7 protein-coding genes and 1 tRNA gene are annotated in these 19,923 nt (G+C 49.6%); 5 read left to right on the top strand and 3 right to left on the bottom strand.

What is annotated here, in order from left to right:
- Positions 1 to 162: 162 nt before the first annotated feature.
- Positions 163 to 441, bottom strand: coding sequence for a helix-turn-helix transcriptional regulator (locus tag HXZ99_RS05930; RefSeq protein ID WP_194756364.1), 279 nt, complete (start codon positions 439 to 441; stop codon positions 163 to 165).
- Complete coding sequence (locus HXZ99_RS05925) at positions 434 to 1,765, bottom strand: type II toxin-antitoxin system HipA family toxin (protein ID WP_194756363.1); 1,332 nt, start codon at positions 1,763 to 1,765, stop codon at positions 434 to 436. The genes HXZ99_RS05930 and HXZ99_RS05925 overlap by 8 nt, the downstream gene beginning before the upstream one ends.
- A 465-nt stretch (positions 1,766 to 2,230) precedes the next feature.
- Here HXZ99_RS05925 and HXZ99_RS05920 point away from each other — a divergent pair, with 465 nt between their 5' ends.
- From HXZ99_RS05920 to HXZ99_RS05905, 4 genes are all read left to right on the top strand, one after another.
- Positions 2,231 to 2,449, top strand: a complete 219-nt coding sequence (locus tag HXZ99_RS05920; protein WP_228517721.1) for a hypothetical protein — start codon at positions 2,231 to 2,233, stop codon at positions 2,447 to 2,449.
- A 10-nt stretch (positions 2,450 to 2,459) separates the two neighbouring features.
- Positions 2,460 to 3,779: an APC family permease gene (locus HXZ99_RS05915; RefSeq protein WP_194756616.1), complete on the top strand. Its 1,320-nt coding sequence runs from the start codon at positions 2,460 to 2,462 to the stop codon at positions 3,777 to 3,779.
- 110 nt (positions 3,780 to 3,889) lie between these two features.
- Positions 3,890 to 4,348, top strand: a complete 459-nt coding sequence (locus HXZ99_RS05910; protein ID WP_194756362.1) for an ATPase — start codon at positions 3,890 to 3,892, stop codon at positions 4,346 to 4,348.
- Positions 4,349 to 4,385: 37 nt separating this feature from the next.
- Positions 4,386 to 6,665 (top strand): heavy metal translocating P-type ATPase, encoded by a 2,280-nt coding sequence (locus tag HXZ99_RS05905; protein ID WP_194756361.1) that lies wholly within the window; start codon positions 4,386 to 4,388, stop codon positions 6,663 to 6,665.
- Positions 6,666 to 6,818: 153 nt separating this feature from the next.
- Here the strand turns inward: HXZ99_RS05905 and HXZ99_RS05900 are convergent.
- Positions 6,819 to 6,895: transfer RNA gene (locus HXZ99_RS05900), tRNA-Arg, on the bottom strand.
- Positions 6,896 to 7,194: 299 nt separating this feature from the next.
- Here HXZ99_RS05900 and HXZ99_RS05895 point away from each other — a divergent pair.
- A partial coding sequence (locus HXZ99_RS05895) for an InlB B-repeat-containing protein (RefSeq protein WP_194756360.1) occupies positions 7,195 to 19,923 on the top strand: 12,729 nt, incomplete at its 3' end.

Here is a 19,923-nt window from a genome sequence, read left to right as displayed (position 1 = left end):
TTCGAAAAGGTTTTTACTGGTATTTCACCCCGATGTAGATCACTCGTTGCAAGACAGTGGCACATGCGAGATTTTTTAAAGCCAGTTTTTTGATCTTTAGCCACGACAAAAATATTTTCGGTGAACAAAAAAGCTGACTTTCTGTGTCGAAATATTTCGACATTAAATCACCCTTTTCACCGCTCGAGCGCTCACTTGAAAACTTCCCGGCGCAAGTAATTTGTTAACAATTGATAGCCGCGCATCGGTATTCCCTTTTTCAACATCGCGTAAGGTTTTGTCGGAGACATTGATAAATTTGGCATAATCATTTTGATTCATACCATAGAGCTCGGTTCTGATTTTCTTTATTGCCTCACCAATCGATATGGTGTTGGAAGCTAAGGCTTCATCGATTTGCGCTATGAGCGCTTTGCGTTCATCAGCTGATAGGTTAAGCATTGTATACCCCGTAGTTCATGAGTTTTTGTTGTACATGGCGAAACCCAATGGCAGGGAAGTTAAGTACCTCATCTGGGCAATTGAGTTTTTTCAGTAAGCTAGGTAGCTCAATGAGAGGCTTTGCCAGGTTTTGCAAGTAGGCCAATAGCGCTTGAGGCTCACCAAAGCCCTCTAGTTTCTCGACGACTTGGTCGAATCTTACCGTGCCGCTACGCTCACAGTTTTCGCCCCACTTGAACAAACGGGTAATCATTTCTGGGTCTGCTTTCATTGGCGCAAAGTCATAAATAGGAGCGAATCGAATATCATCTTCGAGCTTTAAGAACGACATATTACGGCCATGGTTATCGGAGTTACCAAAAATTAGGTTTAGTAAATCGCGTGCTAGATATTGTGTTGCGAATTCGAAGCTGGACATCTTCGTGGTGCTTTTTATCTTCTGCCACACGGTTTCCATTACAATCAAGTGATCTTGGTAGCTTCCGGGCGCTGCATTTATAATTGAGTAAACACTCTCTAAACCAATGCGGGTGGCTACGGAGCTTTCTACAGTAGTGTCAAAACGAGGTAACCATAGGCTAACCTGACCTTTGTGTTCACGCATCATCATGCGCGTTACGTCAATAGTTTCAACATCCGTATCTGCGAGTATTTTCGCCAGTGCCTGATAAAACACGCCTTCAGCTCGCAGAACATTGTTGTCGCGCGGTGAACGTGTGTTTCTGGCAAACTTTGTGAGATATGGCGTAGCAGAGAGGGGATTCCCAGCAAAATCGCCGTCAATGAACACTTGGTTATCGTCAACCATCAGAAGCAACTTCGGAGCAACGCCGCCAGCACCGGTTGCACCACCTACTGCAGCACCTTGCTCGTTCGCGTACTCTAAGAAATCGTGCTGCAACTGGATTACGGAATCGATGGGAAAACGTCGCGCGGTATCGTAATCGATTTGCTCGGCGGCTTCCTTAATTCGCAAGTTCCCAATAGGCGCCATGCATGCTTTCGTAAGAAGTGCATAGTTTTGCTCAAATTCGCTACTTCTGCTGACGTTGAGGTAATTGAGCCACCATGTGCGCGATTCACCCGCGGGTAGTAAATCGTCTAGCAGCGCAGGCCAGCTTGGATAATCAATTGGAACGATAGTCACGGGCGCATTTACACTGCACGCCCAGCAATCCTTTCTTGCGTAGCTCAGCACATGCCTAATGTAGTTGGGTAGGTAGGATAAGGTAACGTGGCTATTCATTTTATCGCCGCCAAAGTCAAGTTCTGCGGCATCCCACCATTTGCCTCGATTAAAGAGTTGTAGAGTTACGGTTTTCATAGTGGCGCTCGGTAGTTTAATGCTGTTATTGTACTAATATAGACCGCAAAACAGTAACAATCTACCTTATTCGGCTGTGTTTCTCGTATAAAACGGAATCAAACTACTGGTTGGGGAGGTTGCGCATTGAGTTTAGGTGGGGCTATATAATAAGGTGTCTGAGAAAGTTCAGTCCATACCGATCTTTTGAATCAGCAGGAAATCGAACGGGGAAATCCGTGCGGTTAACATATCCCCTAGCTCGGTCACCACAGAGCTGACAAAGCATATTAGCCAAAAAGACTCGAAGGCGATGGCCTATGGTGCTCGGCTTTCTCGCTCCTATTTTCTGACTTCATGTTATTTGACGTATATCAAAGAGACAAAAATATAACTAAGTGAATTTATTCGTTTCTCGACTGAAGTTTTGCAAATTATTAAGTTACCGCCTAACTTTTTTCTAGGCTATCAAGTAAAAGGGAAAATATGATGGATCACATGATGAATCATGGCATGTTCGCAGGTATTGGAATTCTTTGGATGTTACTCATTGGTGTACTTGTTGTCGTGCCTGCTTGGCGCTTATGTCAGCGGGTTGGTTATCCCGGGCCGCTCGGCTTGTTGATACTGGTGCCGCTGGCAAATATTGCACTGCTCTATTTTATCGCTTTTGGGCCCTGGAAAACTAAAGACTCTATACAATAAGGGGGTTACGATGGCTGAGCACTCCCACGAGCATTCACATGATACGAATTACAAGGAAAATAGCTTAAGCCTCTGGGGCGCTGTGTCGCTTGGCACCGGCGTGATGATTGGGGCCGGCATACTTGCGCTGACCGGACAGGTTGCTGAGTTAGCACGCGAGTGGTTCGTTTTTGCGTTTATGGTCGGTGGAGTTATCGCTGGGTTTAGCGCCTACTCGTATATTAAGCTTGCGCAGGCTTACCCGTCTGCAGGCGGCATAGCCATGTTCCTGAGCAAGGCCTACGGCAAAGGCAGTATCACGGCAATTTTTGCGCTACTCATGTATTTCTCCATGGTAATCAATGAAAGTCTTGTCGCAAGAACGTTCGCCACCTACACCGTTCAGATCGTTGATTTTGAGGCTGATTGGCTGATACCTGCGCTGGCTGTTGCCCTATTGGCTTTTGCTTTTTTTATTAACATTCTCAGCAATAAATTCATTCAGACCTTTTCATTTTTTATGGCCTTTATTAAGGCAGCGGGCTTAATCGCGCTTGCTGCTGGTGGTTTATGGGTCGCGGGGCTTAATTTTGAGTCTATCTCAGCAGTACCCCAAGACGCTTCGAGTGGAGGCTTGTTGGCTGCTATTGCATTGAGTGTACTCGCCTATAAGGGCTTTACCACCATCACAAATAGTGGTGGAGAAATTAAAGACCCCGAAAAAAATGTAGGTCGGGCGATTATTATTTCGTTAGTTATTTGTGCGGCCATCTACCTGCTGGTCACTTTGGCGGTAGGGGCTAATTTATCGATTGATCAAATTGTCGAGGCCAAAGACTACGCACTGGCCGAAGCTGCCAGGCCTGCTTATGGCAACGTAGGTTTATGGATAACCGTGGGCTTTGCAATCGTCGCCACGGTATCAGGGGTGATTGCAAGCGCCTTCGCGGTCTCGCGGATGCTGGCCATGCTTACCGATATGAAACTAGTGCCGCACAGTCATTTTGGGATGCCAGGGAGCATTCAAAAGCACACATTGGTTTACACTATTGTGATGGCTATGTTTTTGGCTGCCTTTTTTGACCTGAGTAGAATAGCGTCATTAGGTATCATTTTTTACCTGATCATGGATATTGGTATCCATTGGGGCATTTTGCGGCATTTAAGAAGCGAAATAAATGCAAAAGCGTCTGTTTTAGTGACGGCTATCATTTTAGATGTTGTGGTTCTGGCAGCGTTCCTTTGGAACAAATGGAATAACGACCCGCTTGTGATATGGGCGTCTCTGATTGGCATTATTATTATTATCGTAGGTGAAGTATTGTTTTTGCGGCCGCGCCAAGAGAAATAGATAAATTAAGAACCCCGCTGCTTCCTTATCCAGGATCATAGTACTTTCTGAAAAAAGCGTTAGGCTAAGGGAGTCAGCGGTACTTAATGACGAACACTTAGGAGGCACTCATGCAAGTCGAAAATCTACGTGAAGTCCTGGTATGGACAGTTGCGTTCCATGAAAACCTGAAAGAATGCCTGCGCGATTGTGCGAAAGAAAATGAAGATGAGCGCGCGCGGATGACGTTAGAGTACTTGGTTGGACATGAGGAGAGTTTAGGACGCATCGTGAACGGCTTTGTTAAGACAGCTGAAAGCAAGGCGCTGAATACGATGTGTTACGACTATCTCGAGAAACATCCCATCGTGAAGCACGGTCACTGTGATTCACCGTTTAAAAGCCTGGACACCGACCATGTGATGGAAAAACTCGTCGACCAGCACGAGCAGGTGATTGCGCTTTACGAGCATTTGTATTCCCGGGTTGACATTAACGCCGCAAAAGAACTGTTAGACGCAATAAAAGATGTCGAAGAAAACGAAATTAAGCGGATGGTTCATTCAGCCAACCGGTTATCAGACATGTAAGTAAGACCTCGATTCTTGATGACTGTCGGGAGATATTATGAGTAGCGGCAAAGACCAGCATACCCGCCAGGCTCGTTTGATAATACTAGGGATGGGCTCAGATCACTGTGCCGGCATAGTGAAGACGTCCTTGAAGCGGCTACAAGGTGTTGGCGACATGAGCGTTAATATTGCCGCTCACCGTGTCGAGCTCGAATACAATTCAGAGGTGCTTAGTGTCGAAGATCTTCGCAGTGCGGTAGAAAAGGCCGGATACGACGTGGCGCAAGCATCTGAGGTGGGTGACGAGGCTGAAGAGCAGGGCGCTGACATTGAACACGCGTATTTAGCACAAGCCCGAAAGCGGCTTTGGATAGCCGCGATACCAACTACATTAATCATGCTGCTGATGATGCCACATATGTTCTGGCAGCCGATTCCCGGGTATCTTGCAATTATCGCCGTACTGGCGTTTCCGGTGGTATTTCTCTACGGCGGCGCGGCTACCCATAAGTCCACCTGGCGCTCCCTGACCAACCGCACGTTCAATATGGACGTACTGATCTCCCTTGGTAGTATTCCCCCGTATATCATTGGTCTTGTCGGCTTTTTCTACACCATGACCTCGTTTATGGAAATGGCTGCCACCATTATGACCTTTCACTTACTGGGCCGCTATCTTGAAGCGAAGGCGAAAGGCAGCGCGTCTCAGGCCATCCGTAAGCTGTTGACGCTGGGCGCCAAAACCGCACGGGTAGAACGCGACGGTGAAGAAACAGAGATTCCGGTGAAGGAATTGAAGCCAGGGGACATTATGGTGATCCGGCCTGGCGACAAGGTGCCCACCGACGGCGAAGTGACGGATGGTGAGAGCCATCTGGATGAGTCCATCGCTACTGGTGAATCCGTTCCCGTCTATAAGGCTTCTGGCGATACGGTTATTGGTGCGACGATCAATAAAGAAGGGCGTTTGCGGGTTAAAGTCACCCGTGTTGGCGGTGATACGTTTTTATCTCAGGTGATCAAGCTTGTGGAGCAGGCCCAGGGCTCGCGGGTGCCTATTCAGGAATTTGCCGACCGCATGACGGGCCGCTTCGTACCCATTGTTTTATTTATTGCCCTAGCTAGTTTGCTGGTTTGGCTGTTTGCAGCCGATAGTTTACGCCCTATTCTGGAATGGGGGGCGAGCTTTTTACCCTGGGTAGACCCACAAGCTGCAACGCCTGTACTGGCAATACTGGCAGCGATTGCGGTGCTAGTGATTGCCTGTCCATGCGCCCTGGGCTTAGCTACGCCAACGGCACTGATGGTAGGTTCAGGCATTGGTGCGGAGCGGGGCATTTTGATCCGCTCTGGCGAAGCGATTCAAACCTTTAAAGACATTAAAGTCATGGTGCTGGATAAAACCGGTACCATTACCAAAGGTGAACCAACTCTGACCGAGGTAGTAACGGCTGTGGGCGCGAACGAAGAGCAACTACTGCAGTGGGCTGCGACGGTTGAAAATGCGTCTGAGCATCCTATAGCCCAGGCTATTGTTGAGGGCGCCGGAGAGCGCAAAGTAAAACCAGGCAATGTGACTGAGTTTAAGTCCACCGGTGCTCGAGGCGTTTCTGGCGTAGTCGATGGTGCGCTTGTACTAATTGGTAACCGTAAGTTACTGGATGAGGAAGGTGTAACCAACTTAGCAGATTTAGATAAGGACTTAGAGGCGTTGGAAGAGCGAGGCCGCACGGTTGTGCTGGTTGCGGTCGATGGTAAAGCACGTGGTGCGTTAGCCGTGGCTGATACAATAAAGGAAGAGTCAATCGAAGCTATCCGCGGTATGCACGACCTTGGGCTACATGTGGTGATGATTACAGGGGACAATGAGCGCGCGGCTCGTACTGTTGCTAAAGAGGTCGGTATTGATGAGGTTCAGGCAGGTGTGCTGCCAGCGGGCAAAGTAGATGCGGTGCGTGCGTTGCAGGAAAAGTACGGTAACTATGTTGCTATGGTAGGGGACGGCATTAATGATGCGCCCGCGCTTAAACAAGCAAATGTCGGGATTGCCATTGGTGCCGGTGCCGATGTGGCGATAGAGGCTGCGGACGTCACCCTGGTCAGAGGTGAACTCACAGGTGTGGTGGACGCTATGCACTTGTCCCAAGCGACTTTTAAAAAGATCGTACACAACCTGATTTGGGCCAGTGGCTACAACGTCGCCGCGATTCCCGTCGCTGCGATCGGGCTGTTGCACCCGATGATTGGTGTGGTGGCGATGACCGCAAGCTCGTTATCAGTGATAGGTAATTCGTTGCTTTTAAAACACCAGTTCTGGCGCGCCCGAGAGGATTGATTCGCGCCATCCATGGCGCTCACCCCTGCGGGGCGCACTCGCCGTGCTCGCGCGTCCAAAACGGCTTCCTGCCGTTTTGTCGAACCTGAAGAGGTTCTCATCTCCCAGGCACTAGAACGCAAAAACCCACCATATAGGTGGGTTTTAACGTTCTGGCGCGCCCGAGAGGATTCGAACCTCTGACCTCTGCCTCCGGAGGGCAGCGCTCTATCCAGCTGAGCTACGGGCGCAAATCTGTGATCGACAATAGAGGCGGCGATTTTAGGGAATTTGCGTACTGATGTCCAGAGAATCCTAGTGCAAATCGTTGGCTCTCCCAGTGATTGTATAAGTTTTGAACGAACCTTCTGATGTTACCTCCGTTTCTTTGAATTCCATTATAACAACAGCATCTTGTGTGATTGTTAACAAATTTATAACACAATGTATTACTTTTGGTATTTTGAGGCCTTAGGGGTAACCGCCTAAACTGTGTAAAAATTTTGTAAACACGAATCTCAACGGACGTATATGGTGTGCACGGATGCGGATGTCGCGAAGCACGCTCAACAAAGGTGCATTACGCAAGATGATTAAACAAGCAATACTGTCGATAACAGGTGTTACATGCTTAGTTCTTGCGCTAGGAGCTCAGGCAGATCCCTTTCCCCCTTACTGGGAAAATGGCAATGGGGCTGCAGTACACTTCCCACCGGTAGCGTGGCCGGATGAACCTGCGAATCCCCTATCCTGTGATGATGAGTGTGGTGAATGGAAGCCCTACACGCGCTTTCAACAATCAATTAACGATCCGCGCACACGCGATCCCTCTAACGGCGGCACTCGGCCACAATCCTACGTAAACATCTCCTCTTCGTGTACTGATGAGTCTCAGCCAAGTATCTATTACTACCTGCATCAGGGAGCGACGCCTTCTGAAGATGTGGTGATGTTCCGTTGGCGTGTTGAGGCGTCGGCTCATAATTACGCCACAGGCCCAAATGCCGGTAACTTTAGCGCGGGGAACCCCTGGGCGTCGGCGTTGTGGACAGTGCTTTTCGATATTGATGGCTCTGGTGTGACTGATTTTGCAGCTCACATCGATGGTTCGTCGGGCTCGCCTTCACAGCCTATTGATAGATTATCGGGTATCTGGAGCAATGTTCCATCGCATTCCATTGATCATGCAAACGATCCGAATATTCATCTATTAGGACATAACTCGACCGCTTTCATTGGCCCGGGTAATCGTATTTTAAACTTTAACAACTCGCTGAATCCGACGGAAGACTGGCCAAACGGCTCTGCTGAGACGGTGTGGGATTACGGCACGACGCGGGCGACACTGGTTAGCAAGAGCCCATGTAACGAGTACTTCATTGATTACCAAATTCCGGTTGGACTGCTTGATGCCTCACCCTTAGGCGGCCCTAAAGTAGAACGAAGCACGCCAATTGCCATGCTATTTTGTACTGCAAATAGCTTGAATAATCCGTTCCAGAAAGATTGCGCGATTAATAACAAGTGGACTGCCACGCCGGGTAGCCCAGCGCCTTTTGGTGATTACATTTCATTTGATCAAGAAGAATCATACCCGCAGCCTATCATCACAGACATTCAGGCTATCGCGCCGTTGAGTTGTCCAGGCGAGTATCACCTTGAAGCGTCAGTACAGGACGTTTTGGCCCTCACCGATGGCAGTCCACAAACGTCGGTGCAGCAAGTTCGCTTTTACTATTGGTATGATCAAGACGGTGATGGCACTGCCAACGAGCCGGATGGAAACTGGGTGCGCATTGCCAATGATGGCACCTTAGCGGATGGTTCCTTTACCCGTTGGACGACAAGTTGGGATGCGACTTCCCTGCCTAAAGGCCGATATTTAATTGGTGTGCAGGCTGTAGATGACAATACACTGGTTGATGATGGTATGACGGCGAGCGGGATTGATAACCGCACCTTCTCATATATTTCGGGCAACGCAAGTAACAAAATTCATATTGCGGGCTCTTGGGAATCTGGGCAACAAAGCGAATTCCCAGCGCACTCACCGAGCATGTCTCCGTCGGCAACTGAAGATTGGTATGGTAACCCTTCGGTAACAGGGCAACAGGTGGCTGTGGTTGCAACAGCCATTAACGCATGCGGTATTGCACCAGACATCACGCTCTCAGCAGATCCAGAAGATGTCGTTGTGGGTGGCACAGTTGCATTAAATGTCGCGGTGACAAACCCAGCTGCAAACCTAATATCTGTTGATGTCGATAACGTTAGCGTTTCGCTTCCGCCCGGCTTTAGCTATCAGACCGACTCAGCGTTGATCGGTGGTAGCCCTCTGGCAAACCCTACGGTGAGTGGCCGTGAGCTCAGTTGGGCGCTGGCACCGGCGGAGGACCTCGAACCGGGCGAATCGCTCACTATTAGTTTTAACACAACCGCAACCACTGAAGCGGGCCAATATAATGTGACCTCGTCGGCGGATACTAGCTTTGGGATATTAGAAAGTGATCCTGCCGCTATTGCCGTGGATGGACCGCGGTTGAATCTATCCATTACCCCCAGCGCTTATACGATCGCTGCAAATGGAACCTCACAACTTACCTATACTCTGCAGTATCGAAACGACTCTGCAGTGCGCCTAAACGACTCTGAGTTAACCTTGTCACTCCCGAACGGCGTTAATCCTGAGCAGTGCTCAGGCGGCGTCAATTGCCATTCTACGGCAAATAGTATTGTCTGGGATTTGGGAAGTATCGCGGGGCTATCGACCGGTACGGTCACCGGCACTGTTACGGTGGATAGTGCGTGGACAGCTCCGACTATGACGGTGAATGCGCAACTAAATTCATCCCCAGCAACGGGTGGTGCGTTAACTCGCAACGCAAATGCATCTGTGGCGGTAACAGGGTTTTCCGTGATAGGTGAGCCTGACTTTACCCTGCAAAAAGCAGCGAACACCAATCTCGTAAATCCTGGTGAATCGATCACTTATTCCATCAGTTATGAGAATGTTGGTCGCGCTGATGCCGATGATGTGATCATCAGCACTGTCATCCCAGCAGGTTCAACGTTTATTAGTGGAACAGGTTCCCCAAATCTCAACAATGGTGTGTTGGAGTGGTCTCTCGGTACCGTGGTGGAGGGTGCGTCAGGCGTCGTGAACTATACGGTTCAAACGGCTAACCCTTTTGTGGCAGCGAATCCTATCGTAACCCAAGCGGAAATTGACTGGCTGGATGGTACTACCGTTACTTCAAATAATGCCGTTGTCGGCGTTACCGGACAAGCGTGTAACACTTATTATTTCCAGAATACGTTTACGGATGTGGGCGCTGATGGAAGTCGGCGCGTTGCCACGATTACCCCAGCGCCGCAGCCGGGAGATACAGGAGCATCGGTTACAGTTACGGCACCGAACAAAAGCTCCGGCGGATGGGCCGAAGTGCTGCGTTTTTATCAAGATCCTGCCTCGCCTAACGCGGTACCTTTTACCGGTAATCTTGAAACATTTATGTACTACGACCGGTCACCAGGCCAAGGCTTGAACTTGCGGGCGCGCGTATTCGATTACAATTCTGATACAGGCTATGACGAAGTTACCGATCTCCTTGGTAGTACGGTAACAACAGCAGGCGGAAGTACGCGAGGATTACTAACCTCAGTCGTTCCTCTGAGCGGTACTTTGCAACCGGATCATCGCTTATTGTGGGTGTTTGAAGTCCAAACCGATCACAATAGCCAAACAACGCAAGTGCAATTCCAGTTTGCTGGAACGGTAGCCAACAATGTGTCAGGAACGACACCGGCAACCTTTGCTAACGCCAGAGCTGAATTCTGTGTAACGCCACCAGCAAATTTGAGTGTTAGTGCGCAAGTAGACCGAGCTCAGATTTTAGAGGGTGAGCAAGAACAACTCACATATAGCGTAAACTTCTTAAACTCTGGTGTGGCAGATGCCTCGAATGTTGTGCTCACGACGACTATTCCAATGGGGGCCACTGCGTGTGAAGTTTCCACCGATGGAACCAGTTGGAGCGCTTGTGATAACGCGAGTAATCACCAGTTCAATCAAGCGCTGTTAGCGGGAGGTACGTCCGAGCAAGTATATGTTCGAGCCTTGGCACCGGCAGGTTCCACAGGTGGCGATACGCTCACCTTCACCGCCGATTTAGATAGTGATCAGACGGTTGCCGTGACTGCGACCGCTCTTACCAAGGTTCAGTCAGGTACACCGACCGTTCCTGATTTTGTTGAGCTTACATCGTCGTTAAGCACCAACAAGAGTTACTTAGTTCCCGGTGAGCAAGTTACTTACGATTTTGCAGTAACTAACCTTGGAACGATATCTGCGAACAATCTAACTTTTGAAGTGACGGTCCCGAACGAGTCCTTCCATCAGGTCACAAGCTGCGGTGGGTGTTCGGTTACTGGCAATGTTTTGAGCTGGGATTTAACCAGTCTGGCATCAGGTTCAACGCATACTGTCAGTATCAATGCAGACATAACGAGCGACGGACTATCGGCCGGTACAACAGAGATTTTTGCAGAGGCGTCGGTCACCTCCGATGAAGCATCCTCTACTGCAGGTCCTGTGTCCCTTAGCATTAGTGGGAATCCCGCACTGTCCGCTGAACTTACCTCTAATGCGGGTGGTAGTGTTAGCCCGGGGGATTTAATTACTTTCACGTTTAATGTGGAAAACTTTGGGAATACGTCTGCCGAGTCAGTCGTAGCAACCCTCCCTATTCCTCAATATTTGAGTTATTCCAGCGGTCTTGTAAGCAATCTCGGCCAAGCCCAACTTGATACCGTAAATAATCGGATTCGAGTAACGGTGCCAAGTTTAGCGCCAGAGCAAGTTCTTACGGTGCAATATGTAATGCAGGTGGGTAATGTTCCATCAGGAACCACTTTAATTACACAACACGGCAATGCATCAGCTGCAAACTCCGGTCAAGTTGCTTCGCAAGTTACCCTCACCGCCGAGGCATCTGCTGTTTTAGCGCTCAATATGCAAGTAATGGGTGAAACAGCGTATCCATCTGCAACTGTCACGGCCGCTGCGGTTTCTGATCGTATTTTGGTAGATAGCACTCGATTCATTCAGATTGGACAATATGTTCGAATTGCAGGGCAAGTCAGAGAAGTGGTGTCGCTAAGCAATACGAGTTTGACACTGAACCAAGCTATCACAGTAAGCTCAGGCGATGTGGTAGTTGCAGCACTGATTGCTGATCTCACCTATCAAAATACCGGGGACGCAACCGCTACGAGCGTTGAACTCTCGTTTACAGTTCCTGCAGACTTGGATCGCTATAATCCATCGACCGGCAGCATTCTAGGTAGTGGAACGTCAACGTGGTCAATTGGACAGCTGCAACCACAGCAAAGTGGTGGGCGTCAGGCTATTTTCTTCCCGACCGGCACATTGGGTTCATTTGTTGTCAGCTCTCAAATTGAGGCAAGTAATGCAACAACCCAAGATGAAGATAGAACATTGTCTATCGGTGGTCTGCAAGTTCGAAAAAGTACCTCTACACCTACAATAAATGCAGGTGATAGTGCAAGTTATCGTATTGAAATTGAGAACAACCTACCGTCTTCAGTCAGTGGTATTTCTGTTACCGATACATTGTCTACTGGCTTTAGCTATATTGCGGCAAGCGCGACCGTAGACGGCATTGCTGTTGAACCGACCGGCGATCCGAGTATACCGACATGGACCAACTTGTCCGTGGCGGGTAATGACGTACTGGTGATTGAGTTCGAAGCCGTTACAGACCCTGATATTGGCGGTGCAGTTTATCAAAACGAGGTAGACGTTAGTTCGGTATCCGTAGTGGGTATCGCAAACTTTGATGCGCTTGCAACGAACGAAGAAGATGTAACCGTACTTGCGCTCACAGAGGGTGTTCTCTCGGGACATATTTTCTACAGTGACGACGGTACTGGAGCGTTCAATTCGGAAACAGATCTCGCATTAGCGGGTGTGCAAGTTCTTATATACGAAGTAGGAGCTGATTGTAGCGATATATACAATTCTGGCTGTTGGCTTGCTGAGACCAACGAGGAAGGTGAGTACTCACTGACGTTGGAAGGCCAAGAGTACAAGGTAGAGGCACAGTTAGGTACCGGAACCTTAGATGCTGACTGGGTGTTAACATTTGGCGCGAACGACAATGTGGTTGAAGTGATAGCGGGAACCACGACTACCGATGTAAAAGGCTTTTCCGAAGCGCCCGACGTTACGACATACACTGTAACCTTCCAGGATTACGATGGCAGTGTGATTGATACACAGACCGTGGATGAAGGTAATGCAGCCACAGCTCCAACAGATCCTACACGGACTGGGTACACATTTGCTGGCTGGGATCCGTCAGACTTTAGCGAGATCACAGCGGATCTTACAGTTACCGCACAATACACAATTAATACTTATACTGTTACGGCGACGGCCAGCACTGGGGGTTTGATAACGCCGAGCACAACCACGGTTAATCATGGCGAAACGACCACCTTTACCGTAACGCCAGATACTGGCTTTAGCATAAATACGGTGACGGGCTGCGATGGAACCTTAGATGGCAACAGCTTCACCACTGGCGCGATCACAGCAGGCTGTAGTGTTTCGGCAAGCTTCAATATTAATAGCTATACGGTAACTTTCCAGGATCACGACGGCACTGAGTTAAGCACGCAAAGTGTTGAGCACGGCAGCGCAGCGACTGCACCGGCTGATCCATCGCGGACGGGTTACACTTTCACCGGATGGAATCCGTCTGACTTTACTGAAATTACGAGTGCATTAACGGTTACTGCGCAGTATGCGATTAATACTTATACGGTTACTTTCCAGGATCACGATGGTACGGAACTAAGCACGCAAAGTGTTGAGCACGGTAGTGGTGCCACGGCACCGGCTGATCCTGTAAGAACGGGTTACACCTTCACGGGTTGGGATACATCATTTGCAGAGATCACTAACGACCTGACGGTTACTGCGCAATACACAATTAATTCCTACACCGTGGCCTTCCAAGATCACGACGGTACGGTTCTTGATACGCAATCTGTTGAGCACGGTAGTGGTGCGACAGCGCCTGCTGATCCAACGCGTACGGGGTATACCTTTACCGGTTGGGATACATCATTTGCAGAGATCACTAACGACCTGACAGTTACTGCGCAATACACAATTAATTCCTACACCGTGACCTTCCAAGATCATGACGGTACGGTTCTTGATACGCAAAGTGTTGAGCACGGTAGTGGTGCGACAGCACCGGCCGATCCAGTGCGCACGGATTACACCTTTACTGGCTGGGATCCATCGGACTTTAGTGAGATTACTGGTGCATTAACGGTTACCGCGCAATACGCGATTAATACTTATACGGTTACTTTCCAGGATCACGACGGTACGGTTCTTGATACGCAGTCAATTGAGCACGGTAGTGGTGCCACGGCTCCAACTGATCCATCACGGACTGGTTACACATTCACTGGATGGGATCCATCTGACTTTAGTGAGATTACTGGTGCATTAACGGTTACTGCGCAATATGCGATTAATACTTATACGGTTACTTTCCAGGATCATGACGGTACGGTTCTTGATACGCAGTCAATTGAGCATGGTAGTGGTGCGACTGCGCCGGTCGATCCATCACGCACTGGTTACACCTTCACGGGTTGGAGTGTGTCTTTTGATGAGATTACAGAAGCACTAACTGTCACAGCTGAGTATGCAATTAACACTTACACAGTTACATTCGCGGACTATGATGGCTCAGTGATTGAAACCCAGACTATCGAACACGGCAGTGGTGCGACGGCACCGGCTGACCCATCACGGACTGGTTACACCTTCACTGGATGGGATCCATCTGACTTTAGTGAGATTACTGGTGCATTAACGGTTACTGCGCAATACGCGATTAACACCTACACTGTGACCTTCCAAGATCACGATGGTACGGAGTTAAGCACGCAAAGTGTTGAACACGGCAGTGCAGCGACTGCGCCGGCCGATCCATCACGGACTGGTTATACATTTACGGGCTGGGATCCATCTGACTTTAGTGAGATTACTGGTGCATTAACGGTTACCGCGCAATACGCGATTAACACCTACACTGTGACCTTCCAAGATCACGATGGTACGGAGTTAAGCACGCAAAGTGTTGAGCACGGCAGTGGTGCGACAGCACCGACTGATCCAACGCGTACGGGGTATACCTTTACCGGTTGGGATACATCATTTACAGAGATCACTAACGACCTTACGGTTACTGCCGAGTACACAATCAATTCCTACACCGTGACCTTCCAAGATCATGACGGTACGGTTCTTGATACGCAGTCAATTGAGCACGGCAATGCAGCCACGGCTCCAACTGATCCATCACGGACTGGTTACACATTTACGGGATGGGATCCGTCTGACTTTAGTGACATTACTGGTGCATTAACGGTTACCGCGCAATACACAATCAATTCCTACACCGTGACCTTCCAAGATCACGACGGTACGGAGTTAAGCACGCAAAGTGTTGAGCACGGTAGTGGTGCCACGGCTCCAACGGATCCTGTAAGAACGGGATACACCTTCACTGGGTGGGATGCGTCATTTGCAGAGATTACAGAAGCACTAACTGTCACAGCTGAGTATGCGATTAACACTTATACGGTAACTTTCCAGGATCACGACGGCACTGAGTTAAGCACGCAAAGTGTTGAGCACGGCAGTGCAGCTAGTGCGCCGACTGATCCAACGCGTACGGGTTACACCTTCACTGGATGGGATCCGTCTGACTTTAGTGAGATTACTGGTGCATTAACTGTTACTGCGCAATATGCGATTAATACCTACACCGTGACCTTCCAAGATCATGACGGTACGGTTCTTGATACGCAATCTGTTGAGCACGGTAGTGGTGCGACTGCGCCTGCCGATCCAGTGCGCACGGGTTATACATTTACTGGATGGGATCCATCGGACTTTAGTGAGATTACTGGTGCATTAACGGTTACCGCGCAATACGCGATTAATACTTATACGGTTACTTTCCAAGATCACGACGGTACGGTTCTTGATACGCAATCTGTTGAACACGGCAGTGGTGCCACGGCTCCAACGGATCCTGTAAGAACGGGATACACCTTCACTGGGTGGGATGCGTCATTTGCAGAGATTACTAACGACCTGACTGTTACTGCGCAATACACAATTAACACCTACACCGTGACCTTCCAAGATCACGACGGTACGGTTCTTGATACGCAGTCAATTGAGCACGGCAGTGGTGCGACTGCGCCGGCCGATCCATCACGGACTGGTTACACCTTCACTGGATGGGATCCGTCTGACTTTAGTGAGATTACTGGTGCACTAACTGTTACTGCGCAATACGCCATTAACACCTACACCGTGACCTTCCAAGATCATGACGGTACGGTTCTTGATACGCAATCTGTTGAGCACGGCAGTGCAGCGACTGCACCGGCTGATCCAACGCGTACGGGTTACACCTTCACTGGATGGGATCCGTCTGACTTTACTGAAATTACTGGTGCATTAACGGTTACTGCCGAGTACACAATTAATTCCTACACCGTGACCTTCCAAGATCACGACGGTACGGTTCTTGATACGCAGTCAATTGAGCATGGTAGTGGTGCGACTGCGCCGGTCGATCCAGTGCGCACGGGTTATACATTTACTGGATGGGATCCGTCGGACTTTACTGACATTACCGATGAGCTGACAGTGATCGCGCAATACGCGATTAATACTTATACGGTTACTTTCCAGGATCACGACGGTACGGAACTAAGTACGCAAAGCGTTGAACACGGTAGTGGTGCCACGGCACCGGCTGATCCTGTAAGAACGGGTTACACCTTCACGGGTTGGGATACATCATTTGCAGAGATCACTAACGACCTGACGGTTACTGCGCAATACACAATTAATTCCTACACCGTGACCTTCCAAGATCACGACGGTACGGAGTTAAGCACGCAAAGCGTTGAGCACGGCAGTGGTGCGACTGCGCCGGCTGATCCAACGCGTACTGGTTATACATTTACTGGATGGGATCCGTCTGACTTTAGTGAGATTACTGGTGCATTAACGGTTACCGCGCAATACGCCATTACCACCTACACCGTGACCTTCCAAGATCACGACGGTACGGAGTTAAGCACGCAAAGTGTTGAGCACGGCAGTGGTGCGACTGCGCCGGCTGATCCATCACGGACTGGTTACACTTTCACAGGTTGGAGTGTGTCTTTTGATGAAATCACAGAAGCACTAACTGTTACAGCTGAGTATGCGATTAACACTTATACGGTTACTTTCCAGGATCACGACGGTACTGTTCTAGATACGCAAAGTGTTGAGCACGGCAGTGGTGCGACAGCACCGGCCGCTCCATCACGGACTGGTTATACATTTACGGGCTGGGATCCGTCTGACTTTAGTGAGATTACTGGTGCATTAACGGTTACTGCGCAATACACAATCAATTCCTACACCGTGACCTTCCAGGATCACGACGGTACGGTTCTTGATACGCAATCTGTTGAACACGGCAGTGGTGCCACGGCTCCAACGGATCCTGTAAGAACGGGATACACCTTCACTGGGTGGGATGCGTCATTTGCAGAGATTACTAACGACCTGACTGTTACTGCGCAATACACAATTAATTCCTACACCGTAACCTTCCAAAATCACGATGGTACGGAGTTAAGCACGCAAAGTGTTGAACACGGCAGCGCAGCGACTGCGCCTGCTGATCCCACGCGTACGGGTTATACATTTACTGGATGGGATCCGTCTGACTTTAGTGAGATTACTGGTGCATTAACGGTTACCGCGCAATACGCCATTAACACCTACACCGTGACCTTCCAAGATCATGACGGTACGGTTCTTGATACGCAGTCAATTGAGCACGGCAGTGCAGCCACGGCTCCAACTGATCCATCACGGACTGGTTACACATTTACGGGATGGGATCCGTCTGACTTTACTGAAATTACTGGTGCATTAACTGTTACTGCGCAATACGCGATTAACACCTACACCGTGACCTTCCAAGATCATGACGGTACGGTTCTTGATACGCAGTCAATTGAGCACGGCAGTGCAGCCACTGCTCCAACTGATCCATCACGGACTGGTTATACATTTACGGGCTGGGATCCATCTGACTTTAGTGAGATTACCGGTGACTTAACTATTACCGCGCAGTACGCGATTAACACCTACACCGTGACCTTCCAAGATCATGATGGCTCGGTGTTAGATACACAAACCGTTGAGCACGGAAGTGGTGCGACTGCGCCGGCCGATCCAGTGCGCACGGGTTATACATTTACTGGATGGGATCCGTCATTTGCTGAGGTTACCGGCGACCTGACAGTTACCGCGCAATACGCGATTAATACTTATACGGTTACTTTCCAGGATCACGACGGTACGGTTCTTGATACGCAGAGTGTTGAGCACGGCAGTGGTGCGACTGCGCCGGCCGATCCATCACGGACTGGTTACACCTTCACTGGATGGGATCCATCTGACTTTAGTGAGATTACTGGTGCATTAACGGTTACCGCGCAATACGCGATTAACACCTACACCGTAACCTTCCAAGATCACGATGGTACGGAGTTAAGCACGCAAAGTGTTGAACACGGAAGTGGTGCGACTGCGCCGGTCGATCCAGTGCGCACGGGTTACACCTTCACCGGATGGGATCCGTCTGACTTTAGTGATATTACGGGTGCATTAACGGTTACCGCGCAATACGCGATTAATACCTACACGGTGACCTTCCAAGATCACGACGGTACGGAGTTAAGCACGCAAAGTGTTGAGCACGGCAGTGCAGCGACTGCACCGGCTGATCCATCGCGGACGGGTTACACCTTCACCGGATGGGATCCATCTGACTTTAGTGAGATTACGGGTGCATTAACGGTTACCGCGCAATACGCGATTAATACCTACACGGTGACCTTCCAAGATCACGACGGTACGGTTCTTGATACGCAGTCAATTGAGCATGGTAGTGGTGCGACTGCGCCGGCTGATCCAACGCGTACGGGTTACACCTTCACGGGCTGGGATCCGTCTGACTTTAGTGACATTACGGGTGCATTAACGGTTACCGCGCAATACGCGATTAACACCTACACCGTAACCTTCCAAGATCATGACGGTACGGTTCTTGATACGCAATCTGTTGAGCACGGTAGTGGTGCCGCTGCACCGGCCGATCCAGTGCGCACGGGTTATACATTTACTGGATGGGATCCATCTGACTTTAGTGAGATTACTGGTGCATTAACGGTTACCGCGCAATACGCGATTAATACTTATTCGGTTACTTTCCAGGATCACGACGGTACGGTTCTAGATACGCAAAGTGTTGAGCACGGCAGTGGTGCGACAGCACCTGCCGATCCAACGCGTACGGGGTACACCTTTACCGGATGGGATACATCATTTGCAGAGATCACTAACGACCTGACAGTTACTGCGGAGTACACAATCAATTCCTACACCGTGACCTTCCAAGATCATGACGGTACGGTTCTTGATACGCAAAGCGTTGAGCACGGTAGTGCAGCGACTGCGCCTGCTGATCCCACGCGTACGGGTTACACCTTCACGGGATGGGATCCATCGGACTTTAGTGAGATTACTGGTGCATTAACTGTTACAGCTGAGTATGCAATAAACACTTACACAGTTACATTCGCAGACTATGATGGCTCGGTGATTGAGACCCAGACTATCGAACACGGCAGTGGTGCGACAGCACCTGCCGATCCAACGCGTACGGGTTACACCTTCACGGGATGGGATCCGTCTGACTTTAGTGAGATTACTGGTGCATTAACGGTTACCGCGCAATACGCGATTAATACTTATACGGTTACTTTCCAGGATCACGACAGTACGGTTCTTGATACGCAGAGCGTTGAGCACGGAAGTGGTGCGATAGCACCGGCCGATCCATCACGCACTGGTTACACCTTCACGGGTTGGAGTGTGTCTTTTGATGAGATTACAGAAGCACTAACTGTCACAGCTGAGTATGCAATTAACACTTACACAGTTACATTCGCAGACTATGATGGCTCAGTGATTGAAACCCAGACTATCGAACACGGAAGTGGTGCGACTGCGCCGGCAGATCCAACGCGTGAAGGCTACACATTCACTGGCTGGGATGCGTCATTTGCTGAGGTTACCGGCGAC

Origin of the sequence: Aliidiomarina indica (assembly GCF_015354615.1) — a bacterium.
Lineage (GTDB): Bacteria > Pseudomonadota > Gammaproteobacteria > Enterobacterales > Alteromonadaceae > Aliidiomarina > Aliidiomarina indica.
This window is presented reverse-complemented; position numbering and strand designations above follow the sequence as displayed.

What these genes read in the sequence shown, in the direction of transcription:
- HXZ99_RS05930 (WP_194756364.1), bottom strand. Translation starts at nt 441, where the DNA reads ATGCTTAACCTATCAGCTGATGAACGCAAAGCGCTCATAGCGCAAATC.
- HXZ99_RS05925 (WP_194756363.1), bottom strand. Translation starts at nt 1,765, where the DNA reads ATGAAAACCGTAACTCTACAACTCTTTAATCGAGGCAAATGGTGGGAT.
- HXZ99_RS05920 (WP_228517721.1), top strand. Translation starts at nt 2,231, where the DNA reads ATGATGGATCACATGATGAATCATGGCATGTTCGCAGGTATTGGAATT.
- HXZ99_RS05915 (WP_194756616.1), top strand. Translation starts at nt 2,460, where the DNA reads ATGGCTGAGCACTCCCACGAGCATTCACATGATACGAATTACAAGGAA.
- HXZ99_RS05910 (WP_194756362.1), top strand. Translation starts at nt 3,890, where the DNA reads ATGCAAGTCGAAAATCTACGTGAAGTCCTGGTATGGACAGTTGCGTTC.
- HXZ99_RS05905 (WP_194756361.1), top strand. Translation starts at nt 4,386, where the DNA reads ATGAGTAGCGGCAAAGACCAGCATACCCGCCAGGCTCGTTTGATAATA.